The sequence below is a fragment of the Streptomyces sp. NPDC091287 genome, assembly GCF_044768525.1.
GTDB lineage: Bacteria > Actinomycetota > Actinomycetes > Streptomycetales > Streptomycetaceae > Streptomyces.
Genome location: NZ_JBIVUV010000025.1, coordinates 47,243 through 63,475, shown reverse-complemented (window position 1 = coordinate 63,475; position 16,233 = coordinate 47,243). Strand labels below are relative to the sequence as shown.

Annotated in this window: 9 protein-coding genes and 1 pseudogene; 2 read left to right on the top strand and 8 right to left on the bottom strand. The window is 72.7% G+C overall.

Annotated elements, in window-relative coordinates; genetic code table 11:
- Positions 1-33: 33 nt before the first annotated feature.
- From ACIQRW_RS33730 to ACIQRW_RS33720, 3 genes and pseudogenes are all read right to left on the bottom strand, one after another.
- A pseudogene (locus ACIQRW_RS33730) lies at positions 34-3,520 on the bottom strand (hypothetical protein).
- A 210-nt stretch (positions 3,521-3,730) separates the two neighbouring features.
- The gene (locus ACIQRW_RS33725) at positions 3,731-5,215 is read right to left on the bottom strand and encodes a peptidoglycan D,D-transpeptidase FtsI family protein (protein ID WP_403767865.1); all 1,485 of its coding nucleotides are present in this window, start codon (positions 5,213-5,215) and stop codon (positions 3,731-3,733) included.
- A 199-nt stretch (positions 5,216-5,414) separates the two neighbouring features.
- On the bottom strand, positions 5,415-6,260 hold the full coding sequence (locus ACIQRW_RS33720; protein ID WP_403767862.1) for an LLM class F420-dependent oxidoreductase: 846 nt from the start codon (positions 6,258-6,260) through the stop codon (positions 5,415-5,417).
- A gap of 120 nt (positions 6,261-6,380) precedes the next feature.
- On the opposite strand from ACIQRW_RS33720, the gene ACIQRW_RS33715 reads away from it, so the two are divergent.
- Positions 6,381-6,857: a sel1 repeat family protein gene (locus tag ACIQRW_RS33715; RefSeq protein ID WP_403767859.1), complete on the top strand. Its 477-nt coding sequence runs from the start codon at positions 6,381-6,383 to the stop codon at positions 6,855-6,857.
- A gap of 61 nt (positions 6,858-6,918) precedes the next feature.
- Here the strand turns inward: ACIQRW_RS33715 and ACIQRW_RS33710 are convergent, their stop codons facing one another.
- Positions 6,919-9,786, bottom strand: coding sequence for a GNAT family N-acetyltransferase (locus tag ACIQRW_RS33710; RefSeq protein WP_403767857.1), 2,868 nt, complete (start codon positions 9,784-9,786; stop codon positions 6,919-6,921).
- 114 nt (positions 9,787-9,900) lie between these two features.
- Here ACIQRW_RS33710 and ACIQRW_RS33705 point away from each other — a divergent pair, with 114 nt between their 5' ends.
- A complete protein-coding gene (locus ACIQRW_RS33705; protein ID WP_403767854.1) occupies positions 9,901-10,629 on the top strand; it encodes a siderophore-interacting protein in 729 nt (242 codons plus the stop codon).
- Positions 10,630-10,696: 67 nt separating this feature from the next.
- Here the strand turns inward: ACIQRW_RS33705 and ACIQRW_RS33700 are convergent, their stop codons facing one another.
- The 4 genes from ACIQRW_RS33700 to ACIQRW_RS33685 form a co-directional block, all read right to left on the bottom strand.
- Entirely contained in the window at positions 10,697-11,062 is a 366-nt protein-coding gene (locus ACIQRW_RS33700) for a DUF6463 family protein (RefSeq protein ID WP_403767851.1), read from the bottom strand.
- 37 nt (positions 11,063-11,099) lie between these two features.
- Complete coding sequence (locus tag ACIQRW_RS33695) at positions 11,100-12,686, bottom strand: APC family permease (protein WP_403767848.1); 1,587 nt, start codon at positions 12,684-12,686, stop codon at positions 11,100-11,102.
- 227 nt (positions 12,687-12,913) lie between these two features.
- Positions 12,914-14,380, bottom strand: coding sequence for an aldehyde dehydrogenase family protein (locus ACIQRW_RS33690; RefSeq protein ID WP_403767845.1), 1,467 nt, complete (start codon positions 14,378-14,380; stop codon positions 12,914-12,916).
- Positions 14,377-16,116, bottom strand: coding sequence for an amidohydrolase family protein (locus ACIQRW_RS33685; protein ID WP_403767842.1), 1,740 nt, complete (start codon positions 16,114-16,116; stop codon positions 14,377-14,379). Before ACIQRW_RS33685 ends, ACIQRW_RS33690 begins: the two co-directional genes overlap by 4 nt.
- Positions 16,117-16,233 lie beyond the last annotated feature (117 nt).

Genomic DNA, 16,233 nt, shown 5'->3' with positions numbered 1-16,233 from the left:
AGGCCGCCCCTGGTCGCGGTCCGGCCGAGCGGCCTAGGCGGCGACCGCCTTCGTCGCCTTGCTGACCGCCGACCCACTGGCGTGGCCGGTGAGGTGCGCGGTGACCTTCACCGTGATCGTCCGGCCCCGCTGGGCCGCCTTGAGCGGCAGTGTGGCGGCGGTGGCCCCGGAGATGGCCGCGCCATTGGCGTACCACTGGTAGGCCCAGGACGACGGCTTCGGCGCCCACGCGCCCCGGCCTACGGTGAGCGTGGACCCCACCTTGGCCGTGCCGGAGATCACCGGCGCGATCGTCGCCTTCGGGGCGTCGCCCTTGGCGACCGTGACCGCCGCGCTCGTCGCGCTGCCGTCGGCGTGCCCCGTCAGCCGGGCGGTGACGGTGACGGTGATCTTCTTGCCGAGCTGCGACGCGGGCACGGCGTACGTGGTGGCCGTCGCACCGGAGATCGCGACGCCGTCCGCCTTCCACTGGTAGGCCCACGAGGAGGGCTTCGGCGCCCAGGCGCCGCGGCCGACCCCGAGCGTCGCCCCGACCTTGGCGGTGCCGGAGACGACCGGCGCGACCGTGGCCTTCGGGGCGTCGCCCTTGGCGACCGTGACGGCCGTCGAGGTCCCCTGGGCGTCCGGGTCGCCGGTGCGGCGAGCGGTGACGGTGACGGTGATCTTCTTGCCGAGCTGCGTCGCCGGTACCGCGTACGTGGCGGCCGTCGCACCGGAGATCGCCGCACCGTCCGCCTTCCACTGGTAGGCGTACGAGGACGGCGTCACCGTCCAGGAACCGGTGCTCGCGCTCAGCGTCGCGCCGACCTTGGCCGCCCCGGTGATCACCGGCGGCTGGGTGGAGGCGAGCCGCGCGGGGGTGACGGTGAACGAACCCCGCGGGTGCTCGACGCCGTTGTGCGTGATGACGGAGACGCTCCAGACGCCGGTCGAGGCGCCGGTCAGGTCGAGGACCGCTGTAAGCGTCCTGCGGTCGGCGGAGACGGCGGTGGTCGTTGACTCCACCTTCTTGCCGCCGAGGCTCAGGCGGACGATGTCGTCCTTGTGCAGCGCCGTGCCCGTGAGCGTCACCGTGGCTTTGCCACCGGCAGCGGCGGTGGTCGGGCTGACCGTCCCGATGGTGACCGTCTCCGCGCCGCAGCGGATGCCGGAGCAGACGGCCTCCGCCGAGTACGAGGTCTTGGCGGCGGTCTCCGGAAGCGACAGGACCAGGGTGCTGGGGGTGGGGTCCTTGGAGTAGGGCTCGCTGACGGCGCACTGGTAGCCGGTGGGGATGTACCTGGTGCAGCCGTTGTTGAGGCTGGCGTCGTAGAGCGAGGGGACCGCCGTCGCCTCGGCGCCGTCGGTGTCGCTGATCTTCATGTCGAAGCGGTCGCGGTAGGCGGTCGGCAGCGCCGCGCAGAAGGTGCTGTGCGCCTCGTCGAGGGTGCCGGTGACGGGGCCGTACCCGTAACTGACGTTGGGCACCGCGACGCATCCTTCGGCGGGGCCGGCCGCGGTGGCGATGCGCACGGCGTCGAACCGGTAGTCGAGCGCGGCCTTCAGTCCGGCGCGCACGGTGACCAGGACCTGGTAGGTGGTGGAACCGGTGACCGCGCACGCCTGGTTCCGGTTGCACAGGGCCTCGCCGTTCGCGCTGTACACCACCACGTTCGCGGTTCCCAGGGCGTCGCGCACATCGACGTGCACGGTGTCCTTGGCATCGGTGGTCGTGATCTGGCGGCAGCGCAGCTCGCCGGGTGCGCCCATCGCGCCGCCCGAGGAGGGGCCGCCGGCCCGGACCACCGGGTTGGGCGTGCAGCCCTTCGCGGTGGCGGTGACGTCCCTTCGGGTCAGCGTGTAGGTGGTCTTGCTGTCCCGGCCCGTGAACAGCACGGTGTACGCGGCGCCGGGCTTCAGCTCGCAGGTGGTCCAGGTGCTGGTCGAGGGGTAGATCGAGCAGGCCTGGACGCCCTTCTCGTCCAGCACCGTGAACTCGGCTGTCAGCGTCTGCCCCGGCGCGGCCTGAAGCTGGATGTTCTCCCACCCTCTGTGGGCGTCGGCGGGGATGCTCAGGCACTGCGAGAAGACTCCGTCGCCCGTGGTGATGCGGGCGGCCGGGCTCTGTGCGGTGAAGTCGCCGGCCGGGAAGGCCGGGCAGCCGGAGGGGACGTCGGTGCGGTGCAGCGCCAGGGCGTAGGCGCCGGTCGCCGGGTCGTCGTCGGTGGAGATCTGCAGCCGGAAGGGCGCCTTGCCGTCCAGCTCGCAGGTGCCGGACCTGAGGGCGGACCCCTCGCACTGGTATGCGCCGCCGGCGTCGTACACCGTCGTATCGGGGTGCGGGCCGGGCCCGCCGAGGGGCTTCAGCGCGGCCATCCGGGCCCCGGTGGGAAGGTCCAGGGAGACGCAGTCGATCTCCCCCGCCGAGGCGAAGCCGGACCGGTACAGCCCCATGGCGGCGGGCCCGCAGCCGGCGTCCGACGCGCGGTCGATGACGAGGGTGGCCTGGTCGGTGTAGACCGTGTAGTCACCGGCCGAGGGAAGATCGCACCCGTCCCAGGAATTGCAGACGGTCTTGCCGGCGCGGTCGTAGACCGCGAGCTTGGTACGGGAGGTGTCGACCGCGTAGACCTCGTGGGGGCCGGCGTGGGCCGCGGTGAACGTCTTGCAGCCGGTGGCCGGGGTCACGGTGGTGGGCGCGGAGTTGTAGGCGTTGACCGGGATCCGGGCGCAGCCGACCGGGTCGGAGATGCGGCGGACCTTCAGCTCGTACTCGGCCGGGAAGCCGCCCTCCGCGTCGACGACGTGGGACAGGACGCGGTAGGGGCCGTCGCCCGGGAGCACGCAGCCATCGCTGTCGTCCTCGTTGAAGTGCGGGCAGATCCGGGCGCCGGTCTCGTCGGTGATCCAGGAGAGGCCGTGGCCGGACCTCGTGGTGGTGAGGTTGTCGGTGAGCCGCTCGCCCGGCTCCGCCTCGATCCGCACGCACTGGACGGCCGTCGGGCCCGCGCTCAGGGCCACGAGGGGCGGGGTGTCCCAGCCGGTCGGGATCGGGGCGGCGCAGCCCTCGTCCGTGCCGATCGGGACCAGGCCGAAGGTGAACTCACTGGTGTCCGCCCAGCTGTTGAGCAGCCGCAGCGTGTACGTGCCGGTGCGCTCCAGGCGGCACCAGCCCTCGCCCCACTCGGGGTCGTAGCAGTCGACCTGCTCCTCGCCATCGTAGACCGTGGTGTACACGTTGTGGCTTCCGGTGCCCGACTCCAGGAGGCGGTGCAGGCCGGGCTTCGCGACGGTGAAGGTGTAGCAGGCGGTCCCGTCGGCGGGGAGGGTGAGCGTGTTCCCCTCGGGCGCGGGCTCGCCGTACGCGGAGAGCGGGAAGGACGGGCAGTCCTCGGCGGCGGCGGTCGTGGCGGCGGTGGCGGTGGCGGTGCTCGCCCGCGCCGCCCCCACCGGGACCAGCAGCGTGACCAGAACGGTGAACGTGAGCAGAAGTGCGGTGTACGGCCGCGGATCTCGCGGCCGTACACAGAGGTGGTGGCATGGGTCCGTTCCCCCCGGAGCGGTGAAGGATGTGCTCCGGGTCTCCGCGGACAGCTCGCTCGGCGGGCCTCTGAGCACAGCGATATGTGCCCGCCCTGTGAAGGGGCGGGCACATGATGATCGCACAGCTGAGCGACCGGACGACATGTCAATTCGGAGCCGCCGCGACGGTCCCGATCCGGCCCGATCCGAACGAGAGGCCCAGGGGGTCTCAGTCCCCCAGCACCGCCTGCATCACGCTCTTCGCGATCGGGGCGCCGAGCCGGCCGCCCGAGATGTCGGAGCGGGAGATGTCCATGTCCGTCGGGTCGATGAACACGGCGACCGCGACCGAACGGCCGTCGTCCTTCTTGCCGTAGCTGACGAACCAGCCGTACGGGACCTCGTCGCGGACGTTCACGCCGCGCTGGGCGGTGCCCGTCTTGCCGCCGACCGTCACACCGTCGATCAGGGCGCGCTGGGCGCTGCCCTCCTTCGCGGTGTACTCCATCATCTCCTGGACCTTCTTCGCCGTCTCGGACGAGACGGCCTGGCTCATCTCCATCGGCTCGTTCTTCTCCAGCGTGGAGAGGTCCGGGCCGCGCAGCTCGTCGACGATGTAGGGCTGCATCAGCTTGCCGTCGTTGGCGAGGGCCGCCGTGACCATCGCCATCTGCATCGGGGTGCTGGTGAGGCTGCCCTGGCCCATGCCGGTGAGGGCCGTGCCGGGCTTGTCGAGCTTCGGCGGGTAGAGGCTCTTCGTGGCGAGCATGTCGCCGAACTCCTCCGCGTACACGTCCTCGTTGAAGCCGAACTTCTCCGCCGTCTCCCGCATCCGGTCCTCGCCCAGTTCGGACGCCGCGTCGAGGAAGACGTTGTTGCAGGAGTACTGCATGGCGGTCTTCATCGACGCCTTGTTGCACAGCGCGTCGCCCGCCTCGCTGCCGATCTTGTTGCTGGAGAGCGGGAGGGGATACGGCGAGACCGCGTCCGTCTTGGCGTCCACGTCCGTGACCACGCCGTGTTCCAGCGCCGCCGCGGCCGTGAGGATCTTGAAGGTGGAGCCGGGCGGGTAGGTCTCGCGCAGCGGGCGGTTGGCCAGCGGCTTGCCCTTCTTCTTCTCCAGCGCCGTGAAGCGGTCGCTCTCCTTGAACGAGATCCCGGCGAAGGTCTCGGGGTCGTACGAGGGCGTGGAGACCAGGGACAGCACCTTGCCGGTGCGCGGGTCCAGGGCGACCACCGCGCCCCGGGCGCCCAGGTCCGTCAGGCCCTTGTAGGCCGCCTTCTGCGCCTTGGCATCGATCGTGGTGATCACGTCGCCGCCGCGCCGGGGCTGCCCCGTCAGGATGTCCTTGGCGTGCCGGAAGGCGAACCGGTCGTCCTGGCCGCTGAGGACGCTGTCGTAGGTCCGCTCCAGCAGCGAGGTGCCCCGGGACTGGGAGGCGTACCCGGTGACGGGCGCGTACATCGCACCGTCCTTGTTGGTCCGCAGGAAGGCGTAGTCCCGGCTCTCGGTCTCCTTCGATCCGGTGATCGCCTTGCCGCCGACGATGATGTCGCCGCGCGGGGTGGCGAACCGTTCGAACCGCACCCGGGCGTTGTGCTCGTGCTGGGCCAGCTCCTGGCGGTCGACGTGCTGGAGCCAGTTCGCCCGCAGCAGCAGGGCCAGCACCAGCAGCCCGCAGAAGATGGCTATGTGCCGCAACGGCCTGTTCATTCCACTCCCCACCCGGGCGGGCTCCGGTCCGTACGGCGGGGCGCCCGCCGACCGGGCCCGCGTATGCGTTCCCCGATGAACAAGGATGCCTTGTGGGCGCGCCCGGTTGCACCGGCGGCCCCGGGCACCCCTCCGCGGGGGTACGCGGCGTAGCCGTCAGAGAACGCGGCGTGACCGTCAGGGATACGCGGCGTAGCCGTCAGAGAAACGCGGCGTAGTCGTCCAGCGTCCGCAGGACCTCCGCCTCCTCCGCCGGGGGCAGCTGGAGCACGACCTCCTCGATGCCCAGCTCCGCGTAGTGGGCGAGCTTCCCCGGGCTGGGCAGCACCGCGTACGGCACCACCTGGAGGCCCTTCGGGTCGCGCCCGGCCTCCTCCCAGGCCGTCCGCAGCTTCGGCAGGGACTCGGTGAGGCCCCCGCCGCCGATGGGCAGCCAGCCGTCCGCGTACTCCGCGATGTGCGCGAACAGCTTCGGGCCCGCCCCGCCGCCGATCAGGGTGCGCGGGCCGTTGACCGGGCCGCGCGGCCGCTGGGCCGGCTTGGGGTGCGCCTCGCTCGCCCGCACCGACCCGAACGCGCCCTCGTACCCGGTCGGCTCGTCCGCCCACAGGGCCCGCATCAGGGCCATCCGGTCCCGCCCCTGCTCCCGGCGCGTCGACCACTCCACCCCGTGGTCGGCCGCCTCCTCGACGTTCCAGCCGTAGCCGATGCCGAGGGTGAACCGGCCGCCGGAGAGGTGGTCCAGGGTGGCCGCCTGTTTGGCCAGGTCGATCGGGTCGTGCTGGGCGACCAGGGTGATGCCGGTGCCCAGGGCGAGGCGCTCGGTGACGGCGGCGGCCTGGCCGAGGGCGACGAACGGGTCCAGGGTGCGGCCGTACTCCCGGGGCAGCTCACCGCCCATCGGGTACGGCGTGGAGCGGATCACCGGGATGTGCGTGTGCTCGGGCAGATACAGCCCGCCGAACCCCCGCTGTTCCAGCTCGCGGGCGAGCCTGACCGGGGTCACCGTCTCGTCGGTGAGGAAGATCGTTGTGGAGATCCGCATCGAGAACACCTCCGTCGTCCGTCAGCGCGTCATGCGTGCGAAGGGCCAAGGTATGCCGTACGACAAGGAAATCCGAGACCGTCGTCCGTGTGCGTCGGGAGCGGGCGGAGAGGAGTTGCGATGGGGCCGGGACCGGGACCGGGGCTGGGGTACTTCCTGTTGCCGGCGGGCGGCGCGCTGAGCCTGACGGGGGTCGTCACCGGCAACGGCACGCTGATCAGCCTGAGCTGGATCATGTGGGTGCTCGGGATCCTGCTGCTGTTCCGAAGCCGTTCCCGCCGCCCCGTCGATCCGGGGAAGCTCGCGGCGGCGGCCGCTGCCGGGGACGCCCGGGCCGTGCGGGGGCTGCGGGCGCTCGCCCTGACCGCGCGGGCCGAGGGGCGCCCCGACACGGCCGAGCGGCTGCTGCGGCAGGCGGTGCGGGCCGGTGACGTGGAGTCGATGTGGGAGCTGGGCCGCCTGGTCGAGCACCGCGAGGGGCTGGCGGCGGCGGAGCCGTGGTTCCGGATGGCGGCGGAGGCCGGGCACGCGGTGGCCAAGCGGCTGTTCCGGCCGGGGGGCGCACTGCACCCGGACGGGGCGGACCCGCAGCCTTAGGCACGGGGCGGACCCGCAGCCTTAGGCACGGGGCGGGCCCGGCGCCTCAGGCCCCTCCGCGCTACGCGAGTCGCAGCGCGGCCTCCCTCGTCAGGAACGCGAGCCGGGCCGTCTTCTCCGGCTTCACGATCTCCGGGCCCAGCTCGAATCCGGCCCGGACCATCCGCGCGAGGGCCTTCTCGTTGCGGGCGTCGGGCTCAACGACGACCCGCAGGCGGGCCGGGTCGCCGAAGACGAAGCCGATGAACGCGGTGAGGAGGGCGTCCGTGTACCCGGTCACCGCTCCCTCGCCCTCGGCGGGCGCGATCAGCAGGTGGATGCCGAAGTCGCCGGGCCGTACGTCGTAGCACTCGCCGACCGGGTCGGCGTCCGGCTCGTACGTCTGGAAGAGCGCGGCCGGGACCCCGTCGCGCAGGGCGAGGTAGGCGTGGTGCGTGGCGAGCGAGTCGACGTACTCGTAGATCTCCCGCACCTGCTCGCGGGTGTGGCCGCCCATGCCCCAGAAGCGGGCCCGCTCCTCGGTGACCCAGCCGTGCAGCAGGTCCAGGTCGGCCGCGGGGTCGACGGGGACCAGGCGGACCGTTCCGAAGCCCTCGACCTTCTGCTCGTGGACGGCCGCACGGAGGGCGGGGACGGTGGGGTCGGCGGTGGCCGCGGTGGCGGTGGTGGCGGTCATGGCGGGGGTCTCCTCCGGGTGGCGGGTCGTCGGGTGCAGCAGGTTCCAGTCCGTGACGACCGGGATGAGCGCGCCCCGCGCCCACAGCGGCGTCTGGTCGCGGTGGTGGGCGGATCCGGGGACTCCGGACGCGCCGAACGGAACCACCCACCGGCTGTCCTCGCGGCGGGCCAGGTCCCAGACGTAACGGGCGGCCGGGCCCCGGGCGAACAGGTCGGTGACGCCGGGGACGGCGGAGGTGGACAGCACGCAGTCGTGGTCGCCCGCGAGCCCCGGCCTGGCCTCCTCGTCGTCGGGCGTGAGGTCCGGCAGGGCCTGCCAGGGGGACAGCCGGTGCAGCTCGCCCCACGGTCCTGGCGGCGTCTCCTCGGCCGCCGCGGCGACGGCCTCCGCCGAGGCCGCGACCAGCGCCAACCGGTCCTCGTACGGCAGGAGTCCGACGGTGAGCAGGCTCTCCAGGGCGTAGCCGATGCGGGGGACGGCGGCGAGCCAGGGGCGGAAGAGCGCCGGGTACGCGGCCGAGCGGCACGGGTCGTCCGCACCCGTGACGCCCTTGAGGGCGGGGTGGCAGGACAGCCGGTGGACGACGTCGGTGCGGAGGCGGGCGTAGAGGGTCGCGTCGGTGCTGTCCGCGTCCATGTGGCGGTCCCAGCGCAGCAGCCGGTCCCGGAGGCGCTCGGCGGCGGGGCCGAGGTCGGGGGACCCGGCCAGCAGGGACAGCAGGGGGCGGGACGAGGCGAGGCGGGTGTCGGTGTGGACGGCGGCCAGCGCGGCGGGCGACCAGTCCGTGCGCGCGCCGAGCAGCTCCCGGATGCGGCGGGCCCGGTGCGGGGGCGCGAACTCCACCCCGAGCGGGGCGGCGAGGCCGCGCTCATTGGCCATCACGGCGATCCCGCCGGGGCCGACCGCCCCGGTACGGGGCAGGGGGACGGCCTCGCCCTCGCGCCAGCCGTACGCGGGGTCATCGGCCGGGACGACCCGCAGCCTGTTGACGTACGGGCGCACCGGGACGTGTCCGGCGACCCGGTGCAGGGTTCCCCCGGCGGTGTCGGCGGCCAGGACCACGTTGACGGGTTCGACCCAGCGGTCGAGGGCGGTGTCGAGGTCGGCGACCGTACGGGCCCGGAGCAGTGCGGGCAGCACATCGAAGCCCAACTCGCCGGTGACGCGGGGCGGGTGGCGGAGGCTGACGGAAAGGCCCTCGGCGGAGGCGTCGGCGTCCGGGCCCCCGCCCGGGCCACCGCCCGGGCCTCCGGTGATCACCGGCCCCCGGTCGGTCTCGATCACCTCGACCGTCTCCGGGTCCGACCCCGCCACCTCGATCGTCTCGGTGTGGGCGTGGACCCGGCGCCAGCCGTCCGGGCCGAGCGCCTCCACCCCGCCGTCCGGAGTGCGGCGCAACTGCTCCCGGTAGAGGTCCTGATAGTCGGCCATGGCGTTGGTGATCGCCCAGGCGACGCCGCCGCTGTGCCCGAAGTGGGCGATGCCGGGGATGCCGGGGACCGCGAGGCCGACGACGTCGAACTCGGGGCAGGCGAGCCGGATCTGCTGGTAGACGCCGGGGGCCTCGATGAAGCGGTGCGGGTCGCCCGCGAGGAGCGGGGCCCCGGTGGCGGTGCGGGCGCCGGTGAGCAGCCAGCCATTGCTGCCGGCGGTGCCGGGGCCGTCGGTCGCGAAGAGGGTCATCCGGTCGTCGCCGAGCCGGCGGGCGACCTCTTCGCGCCAGAGTTTGGTCGGGAAACCGGCGAACAGGATGTGCGTGGAGAGCCAGACGCCGAGCGGGGTCCAGGGCTCCCAGCGGCCCGGGGCGAGGCCCACCGCAGCGAACTCGGGTGTGCGGGAGGCCCCTTCGGCGAGTCCGTCGTTGACGCCGTCGACGTACGCCCCCACCCAGAGGGCGGTCTCCGGCCCGAGGCGGTCGAAGCAGCGTCGGGCGGTGTCGGCGAGCCGGGCTCGCCGGACGAACCGGTCCCAGTCGACGGCTTCCGCACCGAGGCCGGAGGCGCTGGTACCGAGCAACCGGTGCCGCTCGGTCTCCAGTTGCCAGGCCCGGTCGAGGGCGGTGACGTACCCCTGGGCGCGGGCCAGCGCGAGGGCGTCGGCGGCCCGCAGGTGCGGTATCCCCCAGTCGTCGCGAAAGACCTCGAAGTCCTCGCGGGACGCTTGCGCGTCGCCCTGGGGCGCCTCGGAACCGGTGCTTGCGCCCGTGCCCGGTCTCTCGCTGTCGACGCCGTTCGTCATCGTTTCGCCCATCCCCTGCATCCGGTGGTTTTCAGCCACTCCCCAGCCCCCGGAATTTAGGTTAGCCTAACCTAAAGTGACCTTTTGGGCAGTGGGCCGGGGCACCGGGGCGAGGCAGGAGACACCGTGGGGCATGGCTGGGAAGGCGTCGTTCTCAAACTGTTCAGGGGGCGTGACTTCACCTTCACGGTGACCGGTACGGAACAGGTCACGGACCGCTTCCGCCGGGTGCACGTGACCGACGGCGGGCTGCTCGCCGCGACGGGCGGGGCGCACCCGACGATGTGGGTGCGGCTGTGGTTCGAGAAGGACGGCAAACCCCATCAGCGCGCCTACACCCTGGTCGATCCCGATCCGGAGACGGGCACGTTCAGTCTGGAATTCGCCCTGCACGAGGGCCCTGCCTGCGACTGGGCGAAGACCGTCGGGATCGGCGAAACGATCGACGCGACGCTTCAGGGCACCGGCTTCGCCCTGCCCGACCCTGCGCCCTCGCGGCTCTTCGTGATCGGTGACGCGGCGGCGCTGCCGGCGATCAACTCCCTGCTGGACGCGGTCCCGTCGACCCCGGCGACGATCTGGTTCGAGACCGCGCACGAGGAGGACCGGAAGCTGCCGTTCCGCCTCGACGGGGCCCACCACACCCTGCACCACGTGGAGCGCCGCGAGGCGGGCGCGCAGCTCGTCTCCGAGGTGAGGGCGGCCCTGCCGGAGCTGCTGGGCGAGGACCGCACGGACGCGTACGTCTGGGTCGCCTGCGACACGGCGACCACCCGGACCCTGTCGGCGTACCTCCGTAAGGAGCTGGGCCTGCCCAAGGACCGGGTGAACGCGCTGGGTTACTGGCGGCCGTAGGTCCCGGACTCTTCGGCGCCGGGGCGGTCCCGGGGGTTCCGGCCGCTCCGGCGCTCGCCGTGCGCGCCTACGCGCTCCCGGACCGCAGCGACCTGCGCAGCAGGACGCCGCCGATCCCCACCAGGCTCGGAAACCCGCTCTTCGGCATCGCCACCGTGCCGACCACGCCGACGGCGGCCAGGGCGATGCCCGCCGCGCGCTGGGCCGGGATGTCGTCGTGCTCCTCCGCCGAGCGCAGCAGCCGGCCGCCCAGCCACAGGGTGGGGGCGGCGGCCATGAACCAGAAGGCGGCGGCACGGTCGCCCCGGTCGGGCACGGAGTCGACCACGTCCCGCCCCAGGTCGGCGAGCACGTCGCGGTAGATCACCGCGCCGATGGCGCCGTGGGCGATACCGACCACCTGGAGCCATCGCCCCGTCGAACCTCGCGTCATGGCCTCATCGTACGAGGCGTCGCGCGGCCCCGGGGGATCAGTCCTCGACCACGAGGGCCGGGGTCTCCTTCGTCAGGATCTCGCCCCGGAAGAACGCCGGGCTGCGGCGCTCCATCGCGACCATCAGCACCACGCCGAGGAGCAGCAGCCCCACCCCGATGACGAACACCGATCCGACGCCGAGGACCGAGGATCCGGAGCCGTACGCCGGGTCCCACATGTCGTAGAGGGTCTTGGCGAAGACGGCGGCGAGCAGGGCGCCGCCGAGCAGCGGGAAGAGGCCCTTGAAGACGAGGTCCCGGGCGGAGCGGGTCAGTTCGGCGCGGAAGTACCAGGCGCAGGCGAAGGCGGTCAGCGCGTAGTAGAAGCAGATCATGAGGCCGAGCGCGTAGATGGTGTCGACCAGGACGTGCTCGCTGACCAGGGTCATCACGGTGTAGAAGACGCCGGTGCCGATGCCCGCCGTGATCGTCGCCCGGCCAGGGGTCTTGAAGCGGGGGTGGACCTTGGCGTACGAGGCCGGCATCGCCTCGTACGCGGACATCGCGAGCACCGTGCGGGCGACCGGGATGAACGTGGTCTGGAGGCTGGCGGCGGCCGAGGCGAGGACCGCGAGGAAGAGCAGGACGCCGAGGCCGGGGCCCATCACCGGTCCGGCGAGGGCGGCGAAGACGTTGTCGGAGGTGTCCGGGTTGGCGAGGCCGAGCCCGGAGGTGCCGGAACCGACGGCCATCTGCGCGGCGATGCCGGTGGCGAGGTAGGAGCCGACCAGGACGACCATCGCGATGAGGGCGGCGCGGCCGGGGGTCTTCTCGCTGCCGGTGGTCTCCTCGTTGGCGGTCAGGCAGGCGTCCCAGCCCCAGAACATGAAGATCGAGAGGGACAGCCCGGCGGTGAAGGCCGCGAAGGACTGGACGGCGAAGGGGTTCAGCCAGGACCAGGAGAAGTCGAGCGAGGAGGCGAAGTCCGGTCCGCCGCTGCCCGCCTTGCTCAGGGCCATCGTCACGAACACGGCGAGGACGACCAACTGGAGCCCGACCAGGGCGTACTGGATGCCCTTGGTGGCGGTCATGCCCCGGTAGCTGATGGCGGTGGCGACGGCGATGAGGACCAGGCAGGTGAGGATGTGGACCGGCTTGCTGTCGTCCAGGGCGGCGACCGACGCGCTGCCGGTGATCTCCCCCGCGAGCAGCCAGAAGTACGAGGTGGCGACGCCCGCCAGGTTGGACAGCACGATGATCGTCGCGATCACCAGGCCCCAGCCGCACATCCAGCCGACGCGCGGGCCGAACGCCTTCACCGTCCAGGTGAAGGAGGTGCCGCAGTCCGGCATCGCCCGGTTCAGCTCGCGGTAGGCGAAGGCCACGAGCAGCATCGGCAGGAACCCGGCCAGGAAGACGGCGGGCATCTGCACGCCGACCTCTCCGGCGGTGGAGCCGAGGGTGGAGGTCAGGCAGTAGACGGGGGCGACGGTGGAAACGCCGATGACGGCGCTGCCCATGAGGCCGACGGAGTTCCCGCCGAGCCCCTTGCCCCGGACGCCACCGCGGCCGTCACCACCGTCGGCCGGGGCACTTCCCCGTACCGTGTCTCCGGCCCCTGGCCGTGCGTCCAGCTGAGTCATGAGGAGGACGCTATGCGCTGCGATATCCACATCCGGAGCGTGAGACTGCAACGTCTCACCCTTGGATATATCAGCCAACTCCTCCTGAACACCTCATCAATTCAAGGTCACATTCACGCGAAGCCTTGCAATGCATGCCACTCAGCGCGGCGTGACGACGTACGGTAATCGCAGCACTGTCCGTTTTGTACTGATTCAAAATTTTCCCGCGCCCCGTGGAGGCGCTCTCAGCCGGGCCAGACGATCGCCTGCGTCTCGCTGTAGGCGTGCAGCGCGTACGAGCCCACGTCCCGCCCCACCCCGCTCTTCTTGAACCCGCCGAACGGGGCCTCCATGTTCCGCCCGACAGTGTTGACGCCGACCCCGCCCGCGCGCAGCCGGCGGGCGATCCGGAAGGCGCGGGCCACGTCGCCGGACCACACGTAGTCGATGAGGCCGTAGTCGCTGTCGTTGGCCAGGGCGACGCCCTCCTCCTCGTCGTCGAAGGGGACGACCACCACGACCGGCCCGAAGATCTCCTCGCGGACCACCCGCATGTCCGGGGTGCAGTCGGCCAGCAGCGTGGGCGCCGCGTAGAAGCCCCGGTCCAGGTGGCCGGGCCGGACGCCGCCCGTGACGACCCGCGCGCCCTCCTTCCGGCCGAGCTCCACGTACGCCTCGACGCGGTCGCGGTGGGCGGCGGAGATGACCGGGCCGACGACGGTGGCCCGGTCGCGGGGGTCGCCGACGGTGAGCCGGTTCGCGTACGCGGTGAGCGCGGCGATCAGCTCGTCCTGCCGGGACCGGTGGACCAGGACGCGGGTCGGAGCCGTACAGATCTGTCCGCTGTAGAAGGAGAACGTCGTGCCGATGCCCGCGACGGCGGAGTCCAGATCGGCGTCGTCGAGGACGAGCGCCGCCCCCTTGCCGCCCAGCTCCATCAGCTGCCGCTTCATCCCGCGCCCGCACACCTCCGCGATGCGCTGCCCCACGGCGGTGGACCCGGTGAAGCTGACCATGTCGACATCGGCGGAGTCGACCGCGGCCTCCCCCACCTCCGCGCCCGACCCGGTGACGACGTTCACGACGCCCGGCGGAACACCCGCCTCCGCGAGGGCGGCGGCCATCCGGTAGACGGAGAGCGGGTCCTGCGGGGCGGGCTTCACCACGACCGTGTTGCCCATCGCGAGCGCCGGCGCGATCTTGCCCGCCGGGTTGGCCCAGGGGTTGTTGTACGAGGTGATGCACGTGATCACGCCGACCGGCCGGCGGACGGCCAGCGCCCCGAAGATCCCGGCCCGCCCCATCGGCCCGGCCTCGTTGATCTGGGGTGCGACGGCCTCCTCGACGGGTTCCAGAGCCCCGCGCGCGTACCGCCGGAAGCGGGCGATGCCCACCCCCACCTGCATGGACCGGGCGGTGGAGGCGGTGGCGCCGCTCTCGGCCCGCGCGACCTCGGCGTGGGCGGGGAAGTCCCGCTGGACGATGTCGGCGGCCCGGTCGAGGATCGCGGCACGCTCCTCGGGCCGGGTCCGCGACCAGGGCCCGAAGGCGTCACGCGCTGCCGCGGCGGCCTCGTACACCTGGGCGCGGCTCGCCTCGGGGGCGAGGCCGACGACCTCCTCGGTGGCGGGGTCGATGACCTCGTAGTGCCCGGCGGCGGGCTCGGTCCACTCCCCGCCGATGAAGAGCCTGCCGGGGCTGCTGTCGCTCACGCCGTACTCACCGTCCGGGTGTCGCGGCCCGAGCGCAGCACCGTCCCCGGCACCGCCCCCGTCACCTTGTCGTCGCGCAGGGTCTCGACCCCGTTGACGCGTACGGAGACGATCCCGATGGCCTTGGAGTCCAGGCGCGGGCTGTCCCCCGGCAGGTCGTGGACGAGGGTGGCGGGCCCGGCGTCGATCCGCTCGGGGTCGAAGAGGACGAGGTCGGCGTGGAAGCCCTCCTCGATCCGCCCGCGCTCACGCAGCCCGAACAGGCGGGCCGGATCGTCGGTGAGCATCTTCACGGCGGCGGTCAGGGAGACGAGTTTCCGCCCCCGCAGACAGTCGCCGAGGAAGCGCGTGGTGTACGGGGCCCCGCACATCCGGTCCAGGTGCGCGCCCGCGTCGGAGCCGCCGAGCAGGACGTCCTCGTGCTCCCAGGTCCGCTGCCGCAGCGCCCAGGAGTCCGGGTCGTTGTCGGTGGGCATCGGCCACAGGACCGTTCGCAGGTCGTCGGCGGCGCAGATCTCGACCAGGCAGTGGAAGGCGTCCTGGCCGCGCTCGGCGGCGATGTCGTTGACGACGCGTCCGCTGAGCCCCTCGTTGGCGGCGCTGTAGGTGTCCCCGATGACGTACCGGCCGAAGTTCGCGAGCCGGCGGAAGACCCCGGCCTCCTTGCTGTCGGCGCGGCGCAGCATCTCGGCGCGGGTGCCGGCGTCCCGGAGGCGTTCGATGCGCTCGGGGACGGGGAGGGCGAGGATCTCACCCCAGCCGGGGATGAGGTTGAGGGCGCAGAAGGTGCCGAGCGACATGTTCATCGGGGTGAGGATCGGCATGGTGAGGGCGACGATCCGCCCGCCGGCGCGGCGGGCCCGCTCACTCGGGATCAACTGGCGCGGTACGCGTTCGGGGACGGCGGCGTCGATGGTGAGGACGTTCCAGTTGAGCGGGCGTCCGGCGGCGGCGGTCATGTCGACGAACAGGTCGATCTCCTCGTCGGAGAACTGGTCCAGGCACCCGGCGACGATGGCTTCGAGCTGGGTCCCCTCGTGCTCCCCGACCGCGCGGGACAGCGCGAGCAGCTCCTCGGGCCGGGCGTGCCGGGAGGCGACGGGCTCGCCGTCACCGTCGGAGTGGGTGGAGGACTGGGTGGTGGAGAGCCCCCAGGCCCCGGCGTCCATCGCGTCGTGGAAGAGCGCGAGCATGGCGTCCATCTGGGCGGGGGTGGGCTGGCCCCCGACCGCGTCCGCGCCCATCACATGCCGGCGCAGGGCGCAGTGCCCGACCATGAACCCGGCGTTGACGGCGATGCGGCCTTCGAGGGCGTCGAGGTACTCGCGGAAGGTGGACCAGGTCCAGTCGACGCCTTCCTCCAGCGCGGCGAGCGCCATGCCCTCGACCCTCGACATCATCCGCCGGGTGTAGTCGGCGTCCTCGGGCCGGTCGGGGTGGAGCGGGGCGAGGGTGAACCCGCAGTTGCCGCCCGCGACGGTGGTGACGCCGTGGTTCATGGAGGGGGTGGCGTAGGGGTCCCAGAAGAGCTGGGCGTCGTAGTGGGTGTGCGGGTCGACGAAGCCGGGGGCGAGGACGAGCCCGTCGGCGTCCTCGCTGGTGACGGCCTCGCCGGTGAGGGTCCCCGGCTCGGCGACGACGGCGATCCGGCCGTCGCGGATGCCGACGTCGGCGGTGTAGGCGGGCCCGCCGGTGCCGTCCACGACGGTCGCGCGGCGGATGAGGTGGTCGAGCATGACGGTTCCCTTCTCGGGGTTCCTTCTCCGGCTCGGTGGGACAGCCGGGGCGCGCACGCTTTCGGCCGCGGTACGCACCCCGGCTCATCAGGGCGACGGTCCGGGAAGACGCCGCCC

What these genes read in the sequence shown, in the direction of transcription:
- ACIQRW_RS33725 (WP_403767865.1), bottom strand. Translation starts at nt 5,215, where the DNA reads ATGAACAGGCCGTTGCGGCACATAGCCATCTTCTGCGGGCTGCTGGTG.
- ACIQRW_RS33720 (WP_403767862.1), bottom strand. Translation starts at nt 6,260, where the DNA reads ATGCGGATCTCCACAACGATCTTCCTCACCGACGAGACGGTGACCCCG.
- ACIQRW_RS33715 (WP_403767859.1), top strand. Translation starts at nt 6,381, where the DNA reads ATGGGGCCGGGACCGGGACCGGGGCTGGGGTACTTCCTGTTGCCGGCG.
- ACIQRW_RS33710 (WP_403767857.1), bottom strand. Translation starts at nt 9,786, where the DNA reads ATGGGCGAAACGATGACGAACGGCGTCGACAGCGAGAGACCGGGCACG.
- ACIQRW_RS33700 (WP_403767851.1), bottom strand. Translation starts at nt 11,062, where the DNA reads ATGACGCGAGGTTCGACGGGGCGATGGCTCCAGGTGGTCGGTATCGCC.
- ACIQRW_RS33695 (WP_403767848.1), bottom strand. Translation starts at nt 12,686, where the DNA reads ATGACTCAGCTGGACGCACGGCCAGGGGCCGGAGACACGGTACGGGGA.
- ACIQRW_RS33685 (WP_403767842.1), bottom strand. Translation starts at nt 16,116, where the DNA reads ATGCTCGACCACCTCATCCGCCGCGCGACCGTCGTGGACGGCACCGGC.